This window comes from Burkholderia sp. NLJ2 (assembly GCF_049487195.1).
Lineage (GTDB): Bacteria > Pseudomonadota > Gammaproteobacteria > Burkholderiales > Burkholderiaceae > Burkholderia > Burkholderia pyrrocinia.
In genome coordinates, this window is record NZ_CP137810.1 from 2,658,571 (window position 1) to 2,678,088 (window position 19,518).

15 protein-coding genes are annotated in these 19,518 nt (G+C 67.5%); 9 read left to right on the forward strand and 6 right to left on the reverse strand.

Annotated elements, in window-relative coordinates:
- Positions 1-89: 89 nt before the first annotated feature.
- Positions 90-1,655, forward strand: a complete 1,566-nt coding sequence (locus R9B84_RS34430) for a GMC family oxidoreductase (RefSeq protein ID WP_423761850.1) — start codon at positions 90-92, stop codon at positions 1,653-1,655.
- A gap of 91 nt (positions 1,656-1,746) precedes the next feature.
- Here the strand turns inward: R9B84_RS34430 and R9B84_RS34435 are convergent, their stop codons facing one another.
- Complete coding sequence (locus R9B84_RS34435; protein WP_423761851.1) at positions 1,747-2,727, reverse strand: helix-turn-helix domain-containing protein; 981 nt, start codon at positions 2,725-2,727, stop codon at positions 1,747-1,749.
- Between the two features lie 184 nt (positions 2,728-2,911).
- Here R9B84_RS34435 and R9B84_RS34440 point away from each other — a divergent pair, with 184 nt between their 5' ends.
- From R9B84_RS34440 to R9B84_RS34465, 6 genes are all read left to right on the forward strand, one after another.
- Positions 2,912-3,445: a 2,4'-dihydroxyacetophenone dioxygenase family protein gene (locus R9B84_RS34440; RefSeq protein ID WP_423761852.1), complete on the forward strand. Its 534-nt coding sequence runs from the start codon at positions 2,912-2,914 to the stop codon at positions 3,443-3,445.
- 18 nt (positions 3,446-3,463) lie between these two features.
- The gene (locus R9B84_RS34445) at positions 3,464-4,768 is read left to right on the forward strand and encodes an MFS transporter (protein WP_423761853.1); all 1,305 of its coding nucleotides are present in this window, start codon (positions 3,464-3,466) and stop codon (positions 4,766-4,768) included.
- Position 4,769: 1 nt separating this feature from the next.
- On the forward strand, positions 4,770-5,891 hold the full coding sequence (locus tag R9B84_RS34450; protein ID WP_423761854.1) for a 2,3-butanediol dehydrogenase: 1,122 nt from the start codon (positions 4,770-4,772) through the stop codon (positions 5,889-5,891).
- Positions 5,869-6,591: an SDR family NAD(P)-dependent oxidoreductase gene (locus tag R9B84_RS34455; protein WP_423761855.1), complete on the forward strand. Its 723-nt coding sequence runs from the start codon at positions 5,869-5,871 to the stop codon at positions 6,589-6,591. The genes R9B84_RS34450 and R9B84_RS34455 overlap by 23 nt, the downstream gene beginning before the upstream one ends.
- Before the next feature lie 177 nt (positions 6,592-6,768).
- Positions 6,769-7,860: a porin gene (locus R9B84_RS34460; protein ID WP_423761856.1), complete on the forward strand. Its 1,092-nt coding sequence runs from the start codon at positions 6,769-6,771 to the stop codon at positions 7,858-7,860.
- Positions 7,861-8,280: 420 nt separating this feature from the next.
- A complete protein-coding gene (locus R9B84_RS34465; RefSeq protein ID WP_423761857.1) occupies positions 8,281-8,853 on the forward strand; it encodes an AidA/PixA family protein in 573 nt (190 codons plus the stop codon).
- A 137-nt stretch (positions 8,854-8,990) separates the two neighbouring features.
- Here R9B84_RS34465 and R9B84_RS34470 read toward each other — a convergent pair whose 3' ends face one another.
- The 5 genes from R9B84_RS34470 to R9B84_RS34490 form a co-directional block, all read right to left on the reverse strand.
- Positions 8,991-11,228 (reverse strand): TOMM precursor leader peptide-binding protein, encoded by a 2,238-nt coding sequence (locus tag R9B84_RS34470; protein WP_423761858.1) that lies wholly within the window; start codon positions 11,226-11,228, stop codon positions 8,991-8,993.
- A gap of 75 nt (positions 11,229-11,303) precedes the next feature.
- Entirely contained in the window at positions 11,304-11,669 is a 366-nt protein-coding gene (locus R9B84_RS34475; RefSeq protein ID WP_423761859.1) for a BMA_0021/BMA_0022 family TOMM bacteriocin, read from the reverse strand.
- A 16-nt stretch (positions 11,670-11,685) separates the two neighbouring features.
- Positions 11,686-12,030, reverse strand: a complete 345-nt coding sequence (locus tag R9B84_RS34480) for a BMA_0021/BMA_0022 family TOMM bacteriocin (protein WP_423761860.1) — start codon at positions 12,028-12,030, stop codon at positions 11,686-11,688.
- Between the two features lie 33 nt (positions 12,031-12,063).
- A complete protein-coding gene (locus R9B84_RS34485; RefSeq protein ID WP_423761861.1) occupies positions 12,064-16,101 on the reverse strand; it encodes a TOMM system kinase/cyclase fusion protein in 4,038 nt (1,345 codons plus the stop codon).
- Positions 16,098-17,099: an FHA domain-containing protein gene (locus R9B84_RS34490; RefSeq protein ID WP_423761862.1), complete on the reverse strand. Its 1,002-nt coding sequence runs from the start codon at positions 17,097-17,099 to the stop codon at positions 16,098-16,100. Before R9B84_RS34490 ends, R9B84_RS34485 begins: the two co-directional genes overlap by 4 nt.
- 796 nt (positions 17,100-17,895) lie before the next feature.
- On the opposite strand from R9B84_RS34490, the gene R9B84_RS34495 reads away from it, so the two are divergent.
- Entirely contained in the window at positions 17,896-18,606 is a 711-nt protein-coding gene (locus tag R9B84_RS34495) for a PadR family transcriptional regulator (protein ID WP_423761863.1), read from the forward strand.
- Between the two features lie 37 nt (positions 18,607-18,643).
- On the forward strand, positions 18,644-19,465 hold the full coding sequence (locus tag R9B84_RS34500) for a siderophore-interacting protein (protein ID WP_423761864.1): 822 nt from the start codon (positions 18,644-18,646) through the stop codon (positions 19,463-19,465).
- The last annotated feature ends 53 nt before the right edge of the window (positions 19,466-19,518 follow it).

The window sequence follows — 19,518 nt, forward strand, 5'->3', positions numbered from 1 at the left end:
GGTCAAATGGGGCCGCAAAGCGGTCGCTAAGCTGGCTTCTTCCGCGGCGGCACACGTTCTGCCGCCCGACAGCAAGGAGAAGAAGCGGGATGGAGACGTACGACCATATCGTCGTCGGCGGCGGTTCGGCCGGCTGCACGGTCGCGCATCGGCTGGTGAAGGCCGGCAGGCGCGTGCTGCTGCTCGAGGACGGCCCGAAGGACGACAGCCTGTTCATCCGGATTCCGGCGACGTTCATCCGTGTGCTCGGCACGCGGCGCACGGTCACGTTCGAAAGCGAGCCACAGCCCGGCGCGGCGGGACGCAAGACCTACGTGCCGCAGGGCCGCACGCTCGGCGGCGGCAGTTCGGTCAACGCGATGCTGTACGTGCGCGGCACGCGCGACGACTACGACGACTGGGCCGCGCTCGGCTGCACGGGCTGGGGCTGGGACGACGTGCTGCCCGTGTTCAAGCGCGCCGAATCGCACCTGCGGCTCTCCGAGCCGTTCCACGGTACCGACGGGCCGTTGAAGGTCGGCGACACGCGCTTCCGTCATCCGTTGAGCCTCGCGTTCGTGAAGGCCGCGCAGGAAGCCGGCATCGCGTACAACGACGACTTCAACGGCGCCGCGCAGCACGGCGCGGGCTTCTATCACACGACGATCTTCGACGGGCAGCGCGGCAGCACCGCGGCCACCTATCTCGCCGACGCGATCCGCCACCCGAACCTGCGCGTGCTGACCGGCTGCCGCGTGACGCGCATCCGGTTCGACGGCCGGCGCGCGACCGGCGTCGAATGGCGAACCGAAAGCGGCGCGACGGGTTCGGCCGCCGCGCGCGCCGACGTCGTGCTCGCGGCCGGCGCGCTGAGCACGCCGAAACTGCTGATGCTGTCGGGCATCGGGCCCGGCGCGCACCTGCACGCGCACGGCATCGACGTGCTGCACGATAGCCCCGACGTCGGCGCGAACTACCAGGACCACCTCGAAGTATCGATCTACGGCCATAGCCACGCGCCGATCAGCCTGCTCGGCGAGGATCGCGGGCTGAAAGCGTTGCGGCACGGGCTGCAGTGGATGCTGTGCCGCACCGGCCTGCTGACGTCGAACGTCGTCGAATCCGGCGCGTTCGTCGATACGACGGGCAGCGGCCGGCCGGACATCCAGTTCCACGTGCTGCCGACGCTCGTCGGCGACGTCGATCGCGCGCCGCTGCCCGGCCACGGCCTGTCGATCAACCCGTGCCTGCTCAGGCCGCGCTCGCGCGGCTCCGTGCAACTGCGCGGCAACGATCCGGCCGCGCCGATCCGGTTCGACAGCGGCGCGCTGTCCGACCCGGCCGACGTCGACGGCCTCGTGCGCGGCGTCGCGCTCGCCCGGCGGATCATCCGTGCACCGTCGCTCGCGCGCATCGTTCGCGAAGCCGAGACGCTGACCGAGGCGGCACTCGCCGACTACGTGCGGCGCCGCGCGAAAACCGTCTATCATCCGGCCGGCACCTGCCGCATGGGCAACGACGCGCACGCGGTCGTCACGCCGCGCCTCGCGGTGCAAGGCGTCGACGGATTGCGGATCTGCGATGCGTCGGTGATGCCGCGCATCGTGTCCGGCAACACGAACGCGCCGACGATCATGATCGCGGAGCGTTGCGCCGAATTCATGCTGGCGGAGTGACGCGGCGCCAGTGCGCTGCACCGCACTGCACTGAAAACAAAAACGGCGCGTGAGACACGCGCCGCCGCTCCATCTGCATCGACTGCCGGTATCAGTACCCGGCCGCGCGCGCCGCATCGCGCAGCGCCATCGGCGACGCACCGTAGCGTTCACGAATCGCACGGCTGAAGTGCGCCTGGCTCGAGAACCCCCAGCGAAACGCGATCTCGCCGACGCTCGTCTTGCGCAGCCGCGCATCCGTCAGTTCGCGATACGCGTGCGACAACCGTTCCGACCAGATGTGCTGCGTGATCGACTCGCCTTCGGCCGCAAAAAGCCGGCCGAGATGACGCAGCGACAGCCCGACCGCGTCGGCCACCGCCTGCGGCCCGAGCTCCGGCTCGCCGAGATGCGTCGCGATGTACTGCTTCGCCGTCAGCAGGTACGACAGCGACGCGCGCGATGCGCCCGCGCCGTTCACTTCCGCGTCGATGAGTTCCGCGATCAGCGTGCGCGTGTGCTCGGCGAATCGCGCGGCATCGCGCTCGACCGGATCCTTCATGAAGCGCTCGACGCTCGTCCTCAGCGTCGCGCCGAGCATCGCGCCCGCGCCCGGTTTCGGCGCGATCCGCAGCGGCAGCGCGGCCAGTTCCGCATCGAGCCGATCGTCGAACGTCGTGATCGGGATATCGATCAGCAGTTGCCGCATCGGCGTCAGGAATCCGAACAGATAAGGCACGCGCGTGTCGTAGACGACGACATCGCCGGCTTCCGCGAGCAGGCACCGGTCGCGCTGGATGAAATACGCGCGCCCGCTCAGGATCTGGCACGCGAACAACGATTCCTTCGGCAACTGGCGCACCAAAGCGGGGCTGCGCTCGATCACGTGATCCTGGCCGCTGATGTCGGCAAGGCCGAGGCCCGGCAGCGCGATGTCGGTCTTCTCCACGTCGAGCCCGGCCGGTGACAGCGACGAACAACGCAGGCCGACCAGCGTTGCGGCATTGAACGCATCCCAGTACGCCATCCGGTCGCGCACCGGCACGTCGGCCGTCGAGCCTCGCGTGCGTGAAAAAACGGTCGAATTCGTCACGTCGCCTCCTGCTGGCGCCCGTCGTACGGAGCGGCATGCATTGCGGAATTGGGGGATGGATCGTTTAAACGTCGTGCGGTGCGATGTCCGGCCCGATCAAGCAATTCGTCCAGCCCAGTCAAGAGCGGCGCGCACCGGCTGGCTAAAGTCGAGCCCACGACACCCAAACACAAGGAGACAAGCCGTGGTCGACCAAGCCGTAGCCGAATTCTGGCAAAACATCCCGCCGATTGCCAATCCGTTCAAGCCCGATGCGCTGCCGGAAGCCTACATCGCGAACGCGGCCACCGACGACGAACGTTATTACGTTCCGTTCACCGAAACGGTTTCGTCGCGGCCGCTGTGGATCTCGCCGTCGCAGAACAAATGGTGCGACATCCTGATGGCGAAGGAAGCGGGGCTCGTGAACCGGCACTATCACCCGCACGAGGTGTTCGCTTACACGTTGTCCGGCAAATGGGGCTACCTGGAACACGAATGGACCGCGACGAAGGGCGATTTCGTGTACGAGACGCCGGGCGAAGGCCACACGCTCGTCGCGTTCGATCACCCCGAGCCGATGCGCGCGTTCTTCATCGTCAAGGGGCCGCTGATCTGGCTCGACGAACAAGGCAACCCCGACGGCTATTTCGACGTGCATTCGTACATCGCGATGTGCAAGGCCCACTACGAGAAGGTCGGCCTCGGCGCGCAGGCGATCGAGAAGCTGTTCCGCTGACGCGCGACGAGGCCCGCCATGACATCCCACCCTTCCCCCAAGCTTGCATGGACGTACGAGAACAGGCTGCTGCTGATCCTGTTCATGACGTTCGGCTTCGTCTTCTTCGACCGCCTGGCGCTGTCGTTCCTGTTCCCGTTCATGTCCGCCGAACTGCACCTGACGAATGCGCAGCTCGGCATGGTGTCGTCCGCGCTCGCGCTCACGTGGGCCCTGTCGGGCGCCGCGACCGGCGCGTGGTCCGACGCGCGCGGCACGCGCAAGCCGCTGCTGATCGCGGCCGTGCTCGGCTTTTCCGTGTGCTCGGCGCTGTCGGGGCTCGTCGGCGGCTTCGCGAGCCTGATCGCGTTCCGCGCGCTGATGGGCATCGCCGAAGGCCCCGTGCTGCCGCTGTCGCAATCGCTGATGGTCGAGAGTTCGACGCCGAGCCGCCGCGGGCTGAACATGGGCCTGCTGCAGGGCTCGGCCGCCGGCCTGCTCGGCGCGATGATCGGCCCGCCGGTCGTGATCGGGATCGCGACCGCATACGGCTGGCGCCACGCGTTCTACGTGTCGTGCATTCCGGGCTTCCTGATCGCGTTCTGCATCTGGCGCTGGGTGCGCGAAATGCCGCCCGGCGGCGCACGGCATGCGCAGGCCGACGCCGTCGGCACGCTGGCGGCGGGCGGTACGGCAATCAGCCGCTGGGCGCTGCTGAAGGAACGCAACATCCTGCTCTGCGTGCTGATCAGCTGCTTCTTCCTCACGTGGTTCATCGTGATCATCTCGTTCGCGCCGGTGTTCCTCGTCGACAGCCGCCACCTGTCCCCCGCCGACATGGGCGTCGTAATGACCTGCCTCGGCGCCGCGTGGGTGTTCTGGGGTTTCGCGGTGCCCGCGATCTCCGACCGGATCGGCCGCAAGCCGACGATGATCGTGTTCGCGCTGATCGCCGCCGCTTGCCCCGTCGCGATGATTCACGCGAACTCGCTGGGGGCGCTCTGCGCGCTCGTGCTCGCGACCTACACGGGCCTCGGCTGTTTCACGCTGTTCATGGCGACGATCCCGGCCGAAACGGTGCCGCCCCGCTCGATCGCCAGCGCGCTCGGGCTGATCATGGGCGCCGGCGAGCTGATCGGCGGCTTCGTCGCGCCGACCGTCGCCGGCTTCGCGGCGGACAAGTACGGCCTGCAGTTCGCGATGTGGACGTCGGCAACCGGCGCGATCCTCGCGTGCGTGCTGTCGTTCGGCCTCGTCGAAACCGCACCCGCCGTGCTGCGCAAGCGCGCGCTCGCCGGCGCCGCCGCGAACCGTCTCGATACGCAGAACCTCGGAGGACGCTGAGATGCGCGCACTTCAATGGCATGGCCCGCGCGACGTGCGTCTCGTGGAAATCGACACGCCGCGCGTCGGCCCGGGCGAGGTACGCATCGCGGTCGCGTATTGCGGGATCTGCGGCAGCGACCTGCACGAATACGCGGACGGCCCGCACGCGATTCCGGTCGACGCGCCGCATCCGCTGTCCGGCCGCACCGCGCCGCTGACGCTCGGCCACGAGTTCTGCGGCACCGTCGTCGAAGTCGGCGAAGGCGTGACGACGCTGAACCCGGGCGACTGCGTCGCCGTCGAGCCGGAATATCGCTGCCGCCAATGCGCGTACTGCCGCGCGGGGTCGTACAACCTGTGCGTGTCGATGGGCTTCGCGGGCCTGATGGGCGACGGCGGGATGGCCGACTTCTCGGTCGTGCCGGCCTACATGCTGTATCGGCTGCCTGACGGCGTGAGTCTCGAACAGGCCGCCGTGATGGAACCCGCCGCCGTCGCGCTGCATGCGCTGCGCCGCGCCGAACTCCGGCTCGGCGACACCTGCGCGGTATTCGGGCTCGGGCCGATCGGCCTGCTGCTGATCCAGCTCGCGAAGCTGCAGGGTGCGACGACCATCGTCGCGGTCGACGTGTCGCCCGAGCGCCTCGCGGCCGCCGCGCGCTTCGGCGCGACGCACACGTTCAACGCGCGCACGCTCGACGCGTCCGTACTGCGCGACGCGATCCGCGAGGCGTCGGGCGGGCTCGGCGTCGATGCAAGCTTCGAGGCGGCCGGTTTGCCCGCCACGTTCGAAGCGGCGATGCAGGCGCTGCGCAAGGGTGGCCGCGTCGTGATGGTCGGCCTGATGCCGCACGCAGGCTTCGATGCGTTCCGCGCGGTCAACGACGAACTGACCTTCACGGCGAGCGTCGGCTACCGGCATGCATACGAAGACCTGCTGCGCATCGTCGCGTCGGGCGCGCTCGACCTCACGTCGATCGTCACGCGCACCGTGTCGCTCGAGGACGCCGTCGCCGACGGCTTCGACGCGCTGCTCGCCGATCGCACGCAGATCAAGATCCTGGTTTCCCCTGCGCAGCGGTCCGCCCGCCGCGCACACATCATCGGGAGTGTCGAACATGAGTCACCGGTGGGCGTTTGAAGGCAAGACCGTCGTCGTGACGGGCGGCACGTCGGGCATCGGTGCGAGCACCGCCTGGCACTTCGCGGAAGCGGGCGCGTCGGTCATCGCGCTCGGGCTCGACGTCGGCGGCCCGCATGCGCCCGTGCATCCGCGCGTCCGGTGCATGGAGCTGAACGTGACCGACAGCGACGCGCTGACGCGCACGATCGCCGCGCTGCCGAGGCTCGACGTGCTCGTCAACGGCGTCGGCATCAGCCGGCACGCGGACGAATACCGGATGGACCAGTTCGAGCTCGTGCTGAACGTGAACCTGACATCGGTGATGCGCGCATCCGACGCCGCGTTGCCGGCGCTGTCCGCGCACGGCGGCAGTATCGTCAACGTCGCGTCGATGTACACGTACTTCGGCAGCAAGGACCGGCCCGCGTACAGCGCGAGCAAGGGCGGCATCGCGCAGCTCACGCGTTCGCTCGCGCAGGCGTGGGCCGATCGCGGCATCCGCGTGAATGCGGTCGCGCCCGGCTGGATCGACACGCCGCTCAGCAGCGGGCTGATGGCCGACGCGCACGCGTCGCGGCAGATCCTCGATCGCACCCCGCTCGGGCGCTGGGGCACCGCCGACGAGGTCGCGAACGTGATCCTGTTCCTGTGCTCGCCCGGCGCGTCGTTCGTCACCGGTGCGGTCGTGCCGGTGGACGGCAGGTATTCGACGGTCTAGCGCACGGCGCACGGTGTGTCGGCGGGCAGGCAGTCGCTCCCGATGCGCGGTGCGTGCCCCGGTCCCCTTCGGTTGCACCTGAATCGGGATCGTTCCGGCTCAGGTTTATTCATATCAATCAGTAGTCCAATCAAAAATATCCGACCCGATCGGAAACATGTGAGGAGCACATTGGAGATGATGAAAAAGACCCTTCTGGCACTCGCGGCCTGTGCGATCCCGGCGGCGGCGTTCGCGCAGAGCAGCGTGACGATGTTCGGATTGATGGACGCCGGCCTCAGTTACGTCAGCAACGAAGGCGGCCACGGGAACGCGAAATTCGACGACAACATCTTCTTTCCGAACCTGCTCGGATTCGAAGGCAAGGAGGATCTCGGCGCGGGCACGCGCGCGATCTTCCGGCTCGTGAACCAGTATTCGCTCGGCAACGGTTCGATCATCGGCGGCGGGTTGTTCGCGCGGCAGGCCTACGTCGGGCTGGAACACGACCGCTACGGCAAGCTCACGCTCGGCAACCAGTACGAGTTCATGGTCGATGCGCTCGCCGCCAGCGGCAACGAGATCGCGCAGGATCTCGTCGGCCTGTACGGCTTCCGCAACGGGCCGTTCGACACGCTCGCGCTGCCGAACAACCCGACCGGTGCGTTCGACTGGGATCGCGTCGCGGGCAGCAATCGCGTCGCGAACGCCGTCAAGTACACGAGCCCGTCGCTGGCGGGCCTGACCTTCGGCGCGCTGTACGGTTTCGGCAACGTTGCGGGGTCGGTCGGCGCGAACAACACGGTCAGCGTCGGCGCGAGCTACGACAACGGCCCGTTCGGCGCGGGCGCGGCCTATACGAACCAGAAATACGGCGCGTCGGCGGGGCTGCCGCCGACCAGCGTGCGCAACTGGGGCGCGGGCGTGCACTACACGCTCGGCACGGTCACGGGGAAGGCGCTCGTCACGACCGTGCGCAACGCGCAGAACGGCGCGGGCGTGTGGTCGGCGGAAGCCGGTGCGGCGTGGCATCCGTCGCCTGCGTGGGTGGTCGGCGCGTCGTACACGTACATGAAGGGCAACGACACGCTGGACAACGCGCATGCGCATCAGATCCTGGCCGCCGTTCAGTACTGGCTGTCGAAGCGCACGATGGTGTACGTGGCGGGCGTGCATCAGCGCGCGAACCACGGCAGCAACGCGCAGATCAACGGCGTGATGGACGCGAACGGCGCGTCGAGCGGCACGCTGCAGTCGATCGCGCGGATCGGGTTCAGTACGCGGTTCTAGGTTCCGGCCCACGGTGAATCCTGTCGGTGATCCCGCGGCCGGATCGCCTGACGACGAAGGCGCGGCGCCGGCACGGCCTGCCGCCTTCGTCGTCGCACGCGTACCGGTCGCCCGCCCGCGTATCGGCTCGGAAGGCGTTCGGGCAACCGCAGCTAACGCAACGAATCCATTCGGTCCATGTCATGCATGGCCGGGTCATGACACGGCGACGGCACGACACCGAAGCGCCGACCAAACAAGCTCGTGCACTGTAACTACGTGTAATCGACTCGCGGATCAATCCCTCGTACGCTGTCGATACTCTTCCGCCCGGCCGATTTCTCCGCTGGCGCTGCTTCGCAGGATGGGAGAGATGCCGGCGTCACGGGCGTCGTCATTCAGCAGCGTGTTCTTCAACGACAAAACGTGAAAGGAACTGCCATGTCTCATCGCCTGGATAGCTACAAAATCATCGACGTCCTGATTGCGTTCGATGTCGAGGAGATCCTGAAAAAGAACAACAACGCGCTCGGCACGGAGCCGTATCAGGCAACTTCGCTCGGGAACGACCCCGACTCCGTCTACATGATCACTCCGCTGGCGGATGCGGCGCACGGCTATGGCCAAGGCTCCGTGCAAGGTGTGTACCAGGGCGAGGCCGGCAGCAACTTGCTGCTCAAGGCCAACGTCGGCGACGTGATTTACTGGCGCACCGTATCCCTGACGTACACGGAAAGCTACACGTGCTTCCTGTATCGCCTCAATGCGATCACCGGCGACCTTCTGAACGATGTTTCGTACCACACCGAGAACGTCACCGAGCCTTACCCGGTACAGGGCTGGCCCGACAACAACAGTGTGAAAGCAGAGCAGCGCGCGGACTACTGGGTGCAAGCCACCGTATGCAGGCCCGGCCAAGAGACCTATGCGTTCGTCGCCGCCGTTTACGACCGGCGCGCGCAACTGAAGGGCTACGTCACCTGGGATGCTTACATCACCACCAACAACGGGTGATCTCGAACCGGCGCCTCGACACGGCCGCGACGTGATCGGCGCGAGGCGCCCGGCAGCACCGGGCGGGCGGAATCGGCCCGCCCGCCGCTTTCCGCTGGCGAATCCATCCCGCCGCCATGAACGGACAACCGGTCAATTCACAGAAACAGCAGCGCCGGATTCAGTTCCTGTTCGCCGCACGGCTGCGCGCGCCATCCCAGTTCCACCGGAACCGAATAAAGCCGTCGCGCGCCAAAACGCGGCCAGAAATGGCACAGCCCCGGCGCGATGACCTGCACCACGGACAAGCCGATGTCGGGCCGCGTCTTGTCGACGACGAGCACGTCGATGCCGGCCGCCGCGATGCGCCCGACGCAAAACGCGAGCGCCGCCGGCAACGACGCAGCGTCGATCGGCTGCCACGTCGCGCGCGTCGTGCCGCGCACGCCGGTCGCCGGATACAGGAATCCGGTTGCCGACAGTTTGTCGCGATCCCACGGGTGCGGGGCCTCCGCTGCGACGTCGAGCAACTGGTTGACTTCGGTCAGCGCGCGCAGCACCGCGATTCGGCCGTCCGGATGGCAGCCGAAGCCGATCGAGAAGCGCCCGTCCTGCGGATTTTCCGCCAGCGCGGCCACGGTCGGCACGCCGAGATCGGTGGTGATGTCGAGCGCCCACAAACGCCACCCGAATGTCGCGTATTCGTGCACGAGTGCATCGAAATACGGATCGTCGAAACTCGCGAGATCGATGCCGGGGCGCGGGATCCGGTTGTACCACCAGATCGCGACCGCATCGCGTTCGATCAATTCGAGCATGCCTTGCAAGATCGCCTCGTCGACGGTCGATCCCGCGGCGCAGCCGTTGGGATTGTGCACGCATGCGGCGTGCGCCTGCGCACTGTCGGGCGTTTCCGCATAGCAGTAGCTCAGCGGCACGAGGTGGCGCCTGCCGGTCGCGAGCGACCAAGCCGGCGTCCAGTCGATGACGTCGTGCGCCGCGAAACGCGGCGGCACCTGCTTTCGGACATCGCGGGTCAATGCGTTGATCGCATCGCGCGCGTCGAATTGCCGTTCGCTGAACTGCTGAAGATCGTTCACGTGAATCGGTACGGCGTCGCATGCCGGATCGGCGAGCAGGCTTTCCATGCTTCCGGTCAGCGTCGCCTCGTCGCCTTGATACACGCTGCTGTATCGTTCGAGCGCCTCGCATAGCGCGCTCACACGGGCTTGATCGTCGGTGCGGCCTTTGCCGGAGCAGATCCTGTCGAACCGGTTGCTGGCCGGTACCGCAGCCGGGCACACGAGAAAGCCCGACGCATAGACCTTGCGCAGGCCCGCGTGTCGCTTCGGCATCGGGTGCAGATACGCGATCGCGCCGCTGACCGGCGATATCAGATGGGCATAACGCTCGAACACCTGTTGCGGATCGGCGGTACGGTAGCCGCCGTCGGCGCGCGCCAACGGCGCATGATCGGCGAGACGCGGCGCCCGCGCCGCCTGCTCGCGCATCCACGCGGGATTGCCGCAGCACGGGCATTGCGGACGCTTCAGCACGCGGTGCCGCTCGGCGGCCAGCGTGTCGATGCGCTGCGCCACGATATGCGTTTGCAGCCGTTCCGACGCCGTGCGGTTGACCGCGATCTGCTCGACCGTCGCCGCCACCAACGCCGCCGCGGCGGCGGCCCCGGCGCGCGAGGCGACCGGCGGCAGACGCGTCGCGTCGCTGCCGTGATGGCGTGCAAGCAGCGCCTCGACCGGCCGGTTGATGCGAATCCAGTAGCGCACGCATTCGATGCACGGCGCGTCGGCCAACGCGCCGCCGCCGGCCAGCAACGGTCCGATCAGCGTCTGCACGCCACTGGCCGCCACGACGAGCAATGCCCCGCCACGCGCCGCCGTGCGGGCGGCGCACGCGGCGAGATCGTCGCGGTCGTGCGTATCGGTGATCGCGACGGTCAATTCGGTGTCCGGCACGACTTCGATGCCGGCCGTGTCGAACGCGCGCCTGAGCGCGGCATCGTCGACGCCGAACGCCTCGACCGCAACACGCAGTTGAACGACGTGCGCACAAGCCGCGTCGCCGTCGAGTCCGGCGCGCTCGAAGAAGCCGCGCGCCGCATCATCGTCGTGCGGCGAGTCGGCACGCAGGTACCCGCGCTGCATCAGGTGATCGAGCCGCGCGAGCACGTCCCATTCTCCGAAACTGCCGGCGAGCGATGCCACGATCTCGGCGATCGTCATCCGCGCCCGCAAACAGGCGGCGATCTGCACGAAGAGCGCGCCGGACAGCATCGCGCGTTTGAACTCGTCGACGACGAACAGCGTCTCGGGTCCCGCATCGAGCACGAGCAAATGCGGTTTGAAGCGCAACACGCGCGAAAAGTCATCAAGCATCGTCTGGTTCCGTGCAGCGGGTAAGCAAACATCGCGGTCGCGCCGCGCGACTGTGCGCGGCGCGACCGCGCCGGATCAGCAGCAGGTGAACAGGTAAGTCGACCCGGCGTCGCTGTACGCCGCGAGTGCAACGGCCTCTTCGTCCCGGCTCAACGGCTGTTCCGGTATGCCGACCGTCATCACGTTGCGCGGCAGGTGCCAGCTCCCGCCGTCCTTCCCGTTGTCCCTCCAGCCATGATCGCCGTCCGGTGGTTCGACGACCTCGATGTCGATGATCCACGGACACTGGTAACCGAAGTATTTCGCGAGCGTATCGAGCGGCTTCTTCAGCAGCTCGTCCTTGAAGTCCGGGTTTCGCCATGAAAGCGCGATCGCACGCAGATAGACCTTCTGAAACTCCAGCATCGATTCGAGCGTCGGATTAGCGTTTTCCTTTGCCATGTCGGTTTCCCTGAAGTCATTCCATGATGGTGATGTGGTTCGCGTTGTAGGCGGCCAGCGCCTGCGCGAAGTGCTTCTCGTTCGCCGGCGCGGGCGGCAGAAACAACGTGAGCTTGTTTTTCTGGCCGGCCGTCCAGTCACCGTTGACGCCCGGTGTCCAGGCCGACGACTTGGTCTGCACCTTCAGGTCGAGATCGAACGGAAAGTGATAGTCGAAATGCTCGCGCAACGCGTGGATCGGATCGGCCTCGAGTTCGTCGAGAAACGCTTTGGAATGCCACGCGAGGGCGATCGCCCGGATAACGGTTGCCCGGTATTCGAGAAACTGTTCGTACGTCGGTAATCGAAGATCCTTGCTCATCGGTATGTTCTCCTGATTGACGAATGGAACGACTTACGGCAACGACTGCAACATCGCTCCGGCGAGCCTGGCAATGCGGCCCATGCCCGCCGTCGTTGCAACTTCGCATGCGCGCCGGCACGCGGCCAGCGCGGCCACGCCGCCGCATCGCGGGTCGGCCTGGCGCAAGTACTCGCACTTCTTCAGCAGCAGCTGTGCTTCGTAATACCGCTCGCCGGTCGACTCGCACCATGCGAGGCACTGCTCGATCTGCGCGAGTGCGGCGGGGTAGTCGCCGCGCTCGGCATCCAGCTCGGCAAGCAGCGACGCGTAGTAGGTCAGCCCGAGCAGGCCGCCCGACTGCCGCTGCGCATCGAGATGCGCGACGACGCCCGCGCGATCCCCTTGCGCCCACGCATGAATGATCGCGGCGTAGTGCCCGACCGCGCGCAGCCGATGCACCTCCGACAGACGGAGAATCGCTTCCGACAGCGTGCGGGCCGCGTCGCGATCGCCCGCCAGCTGGTGCATGCGCGCGAGGTACATCATCGTGACGCCGAGCGTCGGCAAATGGTCGAGGCAGGTCGCGCAATACACCGCGTCGCGCGCCAACGCGAGCGCGGCCTGCGGATCGTCGTCCATGCACCAGCGCACGCTTGCGAGCGACGCCATCGTCCACGCGCGCGTATCGAGCCCCAGGAGGCGCCGATGGTCCGCGTCGCGCCGCACGTCGTAGCCGGCCAGCACGGCGTCGAACGCGGCGCGGGCGCGCGTATAGTCGCCGTCGACCCACAGGCTCATGCCGCGCATCGCGTCCGCCGCGACCTGGACGCCGGCATCGCCGCGCTCGGTCGCGAGCGCGTCGAGCCGCATGCCGATCCCCCGCACGGTGGAGCGATCGCCGGCGACGTGGTAGTAGGTCGACAGCGTCCATAGCGCGCTGATCTCGAGCGCCGGGTCGTCGAGCGTCTGCATCTGCCGCAACAGTTGCTCCGCATGCTCGCGCACCTGCGGATCAGCCCAGCCGAACCGTGCCATCGTCGCGTGCGTCAACGTGGCGCGGATGCGCGCGCTGTCGTGCTCGCGTTGCGCGTAGTCGGCATGGCCGAGCCAGTCGAACACGGCCTGCCCGTAGCGGATCGCATCGTCGTACCGGGAGCGTTCGAGCGCGCGGCGCGCCGCGTCGGTGCCGTGGGCGATCGCATCGGCGAAGGCACCCGCGCGCGCGAAGTGCCCGGCGACGCCGAACGCATGCGCACCGGCGCCGCGATCGGCTTCCGCGACCAGCGCGCGGCCGACGCGTGCATGGTTGCCGCGCCGCACGGCGGGCGGCATCGATTCATAGGCCGCATCGCGAATCAGCGCGTGGCGAAACGAATAGAACACGCGATCGCGCCGATGTTGCGCGTACACGATCCGCTCTTCGAGCAGCAGCCGCAGATGCGCGTCGAGCGTGGCCCGATCATGCGGCGATGCGTCGGCGAGCAATTGCGCATCCACCTCGAGCCCGATGGTCGCGGCGAGCTGCGCGGTGTCGCGCGCGTCGTCGATCCGGTCGAACGCGAGCCCGAGCATGCCGCCGAGGCTGAGCGGAAGCGGATAAGGGTCCGTGTCGCGCAGCCCCGCGAGCGAGCCGTCCATGCCGCTCATCGTCAGCTCGCGCACGATGGCCTCGATGAACAGCGGGATGCCCGCCGTGCGATGGGCGAGCTGGTCGAGCCAGGCCGGATCGAGCGCGCCCTGGCCCAGACACGCCGATATCAGGCGCTGCGCGTCGTCGCGCGGCAAGCGGCGCAGCACCAGGCGTTCGGTCGCGCCGCGCCAGCGCCCGAGCTTGTCGGGGCGCGACGTGAACACGATGCCGAGCGCCGCTGCGCGCGGCGAGCGCTGCAGGTACGCAAGAAAGTCCTCGGTCGAGCGATCGATCCACTGGACGTCCTCGACGACGAGCAGTACCGGAGCGCCGTTACCGAGCGACACGATCAGTTGCTCGAGAACGTCGAACAGCGCGTGTTGTTCGCGCGCACTCGACCACAGAAACCCCTTCGCTTCGCAGGGTAGCCCCAGCCAGGTCGCGAGCGCGACACGGGCCGCCGCATGATCGCATTCGAGCGGCGCGATCATGGCGTCGATCGCCGCGAGCGCGAAACCGGCCGGGCTGTCGGCGTCGATATGCCAATGCGCGCCGATGAATCGCAGGATCGGAAACAGCGCATGATTCTCCCGCTCGGGCAGGCACCCGCAATGCGCGAAGGCGTGGCCCTGGATCCGGACGGCCTCGCACAACTCGTGCACGAGGCGCGACTTGCCGATTCCCGCGTCGCCGACGACGAGCCTTGGCACGCCGCGCGGCGCAGGCTCGCCGCGCATCGCGCGGCGATGTCGTGCGAGCGTCTCCTGCCACGCGCGCAACAGCGCGTCGAGTTCGCGCGCGCGGCCGACCAGCGGCGCCCGCATGCCGGCATCGAGCGAATCGAACGGCGTATCGGCGCGACGTTCGCCGAGCAATTCATGGACCGGCTGCGGCACGACGCCTGCCCGCGCCAGCCGCAACGAGGTCGGCCGGTAGTCGGCATGCCGTTCGAGCGCGAGCCGCGCATCGTCACTGATCAGGATCTGCCCGGGCCCGGCAAGCCGCAGCAGCCGCGCCGCCGCCGCGGGCGTCGATACGCCCGACATGCGCGACGCATGGGTGAGAACTTGCCCGACGTGAATCGCGGCGGCCACTTCGACGCGCCAGCTTTCGCCACCGGCGTGGCCGCCGGCCGCCGCCGGCAGCCGTGCGCGCTCGGCCACCCGCACCATGTCGAGTGCCGCGCGCGCCGCGCGGCGCGCCGGCCGGTCGATGTCGCCGCGCAGGCCGAAATGGAACAGCAACGTGTCGCCGAGCCGTCCGTCGACCTGCGCGCCATAACCGACGGCGATGTCGGCGCACTTCGTCAGCCATTGCTCCTCGTAGCCGTCGAGCAAGCCGCCGTGCTCGGTTCCGGCGTGGCGTTGCCGGCCCGTTCCGGTAATCGTCACGCAACAGCACAGCGTGGTGATCTGCCGGTACCCGCCAGCCGTTGCGATCGTCTCGCCGTACGGTGCGAACGGGCGCGGACGCGTCTGCCCGCTTGCGCGGCCGGCATCGAACTGGCCGACGAGCGCGGCGAAGTTGAGCGTGCGAAACGTCGCCGCGAGTGCGTCGGCCGACGCGGCGCGCTGTTCCGGATTCTTGCTCAGCGCGCGCCGCAATACCGAGCCGAGCGGATGCGACGCGATCGACGGAGGAAGCGCGACATCCACCGGACTGAGCTGCTGATAGAGAATGTCGGCCACGCTCGCGCCGCGCATGACGACATCGCCCGTCAGGCATTCGATCACGACCAGTCCCCACGCATACAGGTCGCTTCTGGGCGTCGGCGGCTCGTTGCGCAATTGCTCGGGCGCGCAATAGGGCGGCGAGCCGAGCACCTCGGTCGCCAGCGTCGAGGTCTGGCGCGCGATGTCTTCCGTGCCGGGCAACAACGCGCCGATGCCGAAATCGAGGAGCTTCGCGTGCGGCCCGTCATCGGCCATCGTGATCGCGATGTTCTGCGGCTTCAGGTCCCGATGCACGATGCCCCGCCGATGCGCGGCCGCGAGCCCGTCGAGCACCTCCGTCATCAGCCGGCCCGTGTCGACGGCCGACAGCGGCCCCTGAGCCGCGAGCCGGTCGCGCAAGGTCCGGCCCTGCACCAGCTCGAATACGGCGAACAGACGGCCGTCGGGTGCTTCCCCCTTGTCCAGCAACGCCACGATGTTCGGGTGCCGCAGCGCCTCGCACAGGCTCGTCTCATGCTGAAAGCGCGCACGCTGGCGCATGCGCTCCGTCGCGGTCCGCGTGGCGTCATCCCGCATCAGCTTGATCGCGACGTCTTGTCCCGTTTCGCCGCAGGTCGCGCGAAACACCACGCCATTGCCGCCTTCGCCGAGCAGCGCGCCGAGCCGGTAATGCCACTTGCCGGCAAGTTCGGCGAAAGGCGCGGCGGGCTGCCGGGGTTCAAGTGCTTCCTGCACGACGGGCGCGCGGGACGCGATCGGCAACACGGCCGGTTCTCGCGTGTTCACGAGCAATGGACGACCGGGTCCGGCGCCGGACGATGCACGCCGATACGCGGCTGGACGCCCGGCACCGACTGGCATTCGAGATGCTCGCCGCGCATGACGCGGAACGGAAAATCGCCGAACCTGACGCTGCCGCGCCGACGCTCGACGAGCTGGCTCGCGTCCAGCCCCGGCAGGGCCGCGAACTGGCTCCGGGCACGGTGAATCTGCACGTTGACATGTGACGTGTCGATGCCGAGCATGCGCGCCAGCCGCTCGAGTTCGATCCAGCCTTGCGTGGCGGCGTCGTAGCCGGCCTGCATGTCGGCCGAGCGCGCCCGGGCGAGCGTGACGAGACTGTAATGATGGGCGCGCTCGCCGAGGTCGACCACGCCGCCGCGAACATGCAGCAGCATGCGCACGTGCTCTTCGTCCAGGCTGACGAAGAATTCGAGCAGTTGCGCCGGCGCGGCCGGATCGGCGGGCGCGGCGAGCATCATCGTCGAGCCGTCGCGCACGAGCGCCAGGCGCCACGTGACGTCGCCGGTCGAGACTTCATCGCCGTCATGGAGCGCGCGCGGCGGCAACGTGTCGTCGCACAGCCATTCGCCGGCCGGCGACCGGACGATCGTGATCGGCTGCGCGGCGCGTGCGGCCAGGATCTGGCGCGGCGCGAGCACGATCGGATGCGCGGCGCCTCGTATCGGCCACAGCGTATCGGCCGGATCGTCGAGCGCATCGACCCGCCACGGCGCGGTGCCCGCCCTGCCGAACCGGATCACGTCGCCTGCTTGCAGCACCGCGTGCTCGCCGTCGCGCAACCGCACGCCCGACACCGACGTACCGTTGCTGCTGTGATCGTGGAGCTCCCAAAGCCCGCCGATCCAGCGGATATGGGCATGAACACGGGACACCGACGCATCCCGGATGACCGTGTCGCAGCGCGCGGCATCGCGGCCGAACACGTGATACGCGCGGAGCAGGCACGCTTCGCCGGAGGAATCGTTCTTGAGTATCGCCATGGCCGCCCCGCATCGGATTCGCCCGGATCGCCCGAGTGACGCATCGGCGCTGCCGGGCGAGCGATTGATTCAATGATTGCGAACAATGTCGACTGTTCGCCGCCTCGTTACCTGTTTTCTCGTCAGCTTCCTTTCGAATCGTTGCTCATCCGGCATGTGTTATTTCGATCGATTGAATTATCGACCGTTTTGTTGTTTTAAAATCGAGCAACTTGTTGAAAATCCTGCCAAATAAAATCATGCGCCGCAACCGGAATACACAAACCGGTGTTTTATATTGCAATGCTTTACATTTACGACGGATTTTCGGGGTGCAAATAAAGGGTCGAAAATCTTCATCGGCGTGCGGGCCATGGCTGACGTGCGTTGCCTGAGTCAGATCACATTGAATGACGGGGCGGATTTAAGTACCTTTGCCGCCGCGGATATTTTGTTTGGCAAACCGATAATAAATTAAACCATTTCGATAATTCAAATAATTACCGTCGGCATTTTTATAATCAGCATTGCCTCATTAATTCCGACAGGTCGTTGCGCTATGGAGCGTTTCTCGCAATGTCATCGGAAGGTGAATGCGGGGCGGCATGGCTTCGCAGCAATGGCGAAATCAGACCTTGCGGCGAACGTCCGCCCGTCCGATCGACTCGCCAAAGAGGTTGATGGAACGCATCGACAGGAATCCTCATCGCAGGCAACCGGCCGCCATCCGCCCCATCGCACCCCACATAAATCCCCTTGACGACCTATCTTTCGATATATATCTTTAGATATGTTTTACGACATATAGGACACGATCATGCGACACAACCCCTCCCGCGGCCATGCCCGATGTGACGGTCATGGTGAGCATGCCCGCCCTGACTGGTTCGCCGGTCTCTGGTACGCGATCGGCCGACACCGTCGCGGCCACGATCCGTTCGGTGGCGGCCCGTTCGGCGGCCGTGGCGGGCGCGGCGGCTTTGGCGATTTCGGCGACGACGGCATGCCGCGCGGCCGCCAGTTCAGCTCCGACGATCTCCAACTGCTGCTGCTCGCGCTGGTCGCCGAGCAGCCGAGCCACGGCTACGAGCTGATCAAGGCGCTCGACACGCGTTCGAACGGTTTCTACAGCCCGAGCCCCGGCATGGTGTATCCGGCGCTCACATATCTCGAAGAAGTCGGCTTCGTCGTATCGCAGGCGGAAGGCAACCGCAAGCGCTATGCGCTGACCGACGCCGGCCGCGCGCATCTCGACGCACAGCGCGAACGCGTCGACACGCTGTTCGCGCGCCTCACGCACCTCGCCCGCAAGATGGAATTCATGCGCCGCGCGTTCGCCGGGGAATCGGCGGGCAACGATGCGCAGGACGAATCGCAAGCCGGCTGGCTGCCGGAGTTCGTCGAGGCGCGCGTCGCGCTCAAGCGGGCGCTGCTGCACAAGAGCGCAGCCGGCCCCGACGAACAGCGCCGCATCGCGGCCATCATGCGCCGCGCGACGGCCGAAATCGAAGGCGGCACCGGCGCGTAATCCGCGCCGCCCCGTCAAACCCAAGGAGAACGGATTGATGCAGAACACATCCGAGCGCACCGTGACGCGCGTGCGCCATACCCTCAAGTTCCGCCTGCTGCAGGTCCTGCGCGTGCATGCCGTGACGCCGCATCTGCTGCGCGTCACGCTCGGCGGCCCCGATCTCGCGGATTTCGAATCCGCGTCGTTCGATGATCACGTGAAGGTGTTTTTCCCGCCGCCCGGCGCCGAACGGCCCGCGATGCCGACGCTCGGCGCGAACGGCCCCGAGTTTCCCGAAGGCGAACCGAAGCCGGTCGCGCGCGACTTCACGCCGCGCCGCTTCGACCGCGCCGCATGCGAACTGGATCTGGAATTCGTGCTGAACCATCCGGGCCCCGCATCGCAGTGGGCTGCGCAGGCACGTGTCGGCCAATGGCTGGGTATCGGCGGGCCGCGCGGTTCGTTCGTCGTCCCGACCGGTTTCGACTGGCATCTGCTGATCGGCGACGATACGGCACTGCCGGCAGTCGCACGGCGTCTCGAGGAACTGCCGGCCGGTGCGCGCGCGGCGGTCGTGCTGGAAGTCGCGGATCGCACCGCGCAGATCGCGTTCGATACGCGCGCCGACGTGCATGAAATCTGGCGCTTCCGCGCGGAAGCCGACGCGGCGGACGGCGACGTGCTGCTGAAGGCGGTTCGCGACCTGCCGCTGCCGCCGTCCGGCGACGGCTACGTGTGGGCGGCCGGCGAAGCGCTGTCGATGCGCGCGGTGCGTCAGCACCTGACCGGCGAGCGCGGTGTCGACAAGTCGCGCATCCGCGCGGCGGCCTACTGGAAGCGCGGCGCGGCGGCCGTGCACGAAACGCTGGAAGATTGATGCGTACGGGCATCCGGCGACGGGCATCCGGCTGACTGATACCCGGCTGACGG

What these genes read in the sequence shown, in the direction of transcription:
- R9B84_RS34430 (WP_423761850.1), top strand. Translation starts at nt 90, where the DNA reads ATGGAGACGTACGACCATATCGTCGTCGGCGGCGGTTCGGCCGGCTGC.
- R9B84_RS34445 (WP_423761853.1), top strand. Translation starts at nt 3,464, where the DNA reads ATGACATCCCACCCTTCCCCCAAGCTTGCATGGACGTACGAGAACAGG.
- R9B84_RS34450 (WP_423761854.1), top strand. Translation starts at nt 4,770, where the DNA reads ATGCGCGCACTTCAATGGCATGGCCCGCGCGACGTGCGTCTCGTGGAA.
- R9B84_RS34455 (WP_423761855.1), top strand. Translation starts at nt 5,869, where the DNA reads ATGAGTCACCGGTGGGCGTTTGAAGGCAAGACCGTCGTCGTGACGGGC.
- R9B84_RS34460 (WP_423761856.1), top strand. Translation starts at nt 6,769, where the DNA reads ATGATGAAAAAGACCCTTCTGGCACTCGCGGCCTGTGCGATCCCGGCG.
- R9B84_RS34465 (WP_423761857.1), top strand. Translation starts at nt 8,281, where the DNA reads ATGTCTCATCGCCTGGATAGCTACAAAATCATCGACGTCCTGATTGCG.
- R9B84_RS34470 (WP_423761858.1), bottom strand. Translation starts at nt 11,228, where the DNA reads ATGCTTGATGACTTTTCGCGCGTGTTGCGCTTCAAACCGCATTTGCTC.
- R9B84_RS34475 (WP_423761859.1), bottom strand. Translation starts at nt 11,669, where the DNA reads ATGGCAAAGGAAAACGCTAATCCGACGCTCGAATCGATGCTGGAGTTT.
- R9B84_RS34480 (WP_423761860.1), bottom strand. Translation starts at nt 12,030, where the DNA reads ATGAGCAAGGATCTTCGATTACCGACGTACGAACAGTTTCTCGAATAC.
- R9B84_RS34490 (WP_423761862.1), bottom strand. Translation starts at nt 17,099, where the DNA reads ATGGCGATACTCAAGAACGATTCCTCCGGCGAAGCGTGCCTGCTCCGC.
- R9B84_RS34495 (WP_423761863.1), top strand. Translation starts at nt 17,896, where the DNA reads ATGCGACACAACCCCTCCCGCGGCCATGCCCGATGTGACGGTCATGGT.
- R9B84_RS34500 (WP_423761864.1), top strand. Translation starts at nt 18,644, where the DNA reads ATGCAGAACACATCCGAGCGCACCGTGACGCGCGTGCGCCATACCCTC.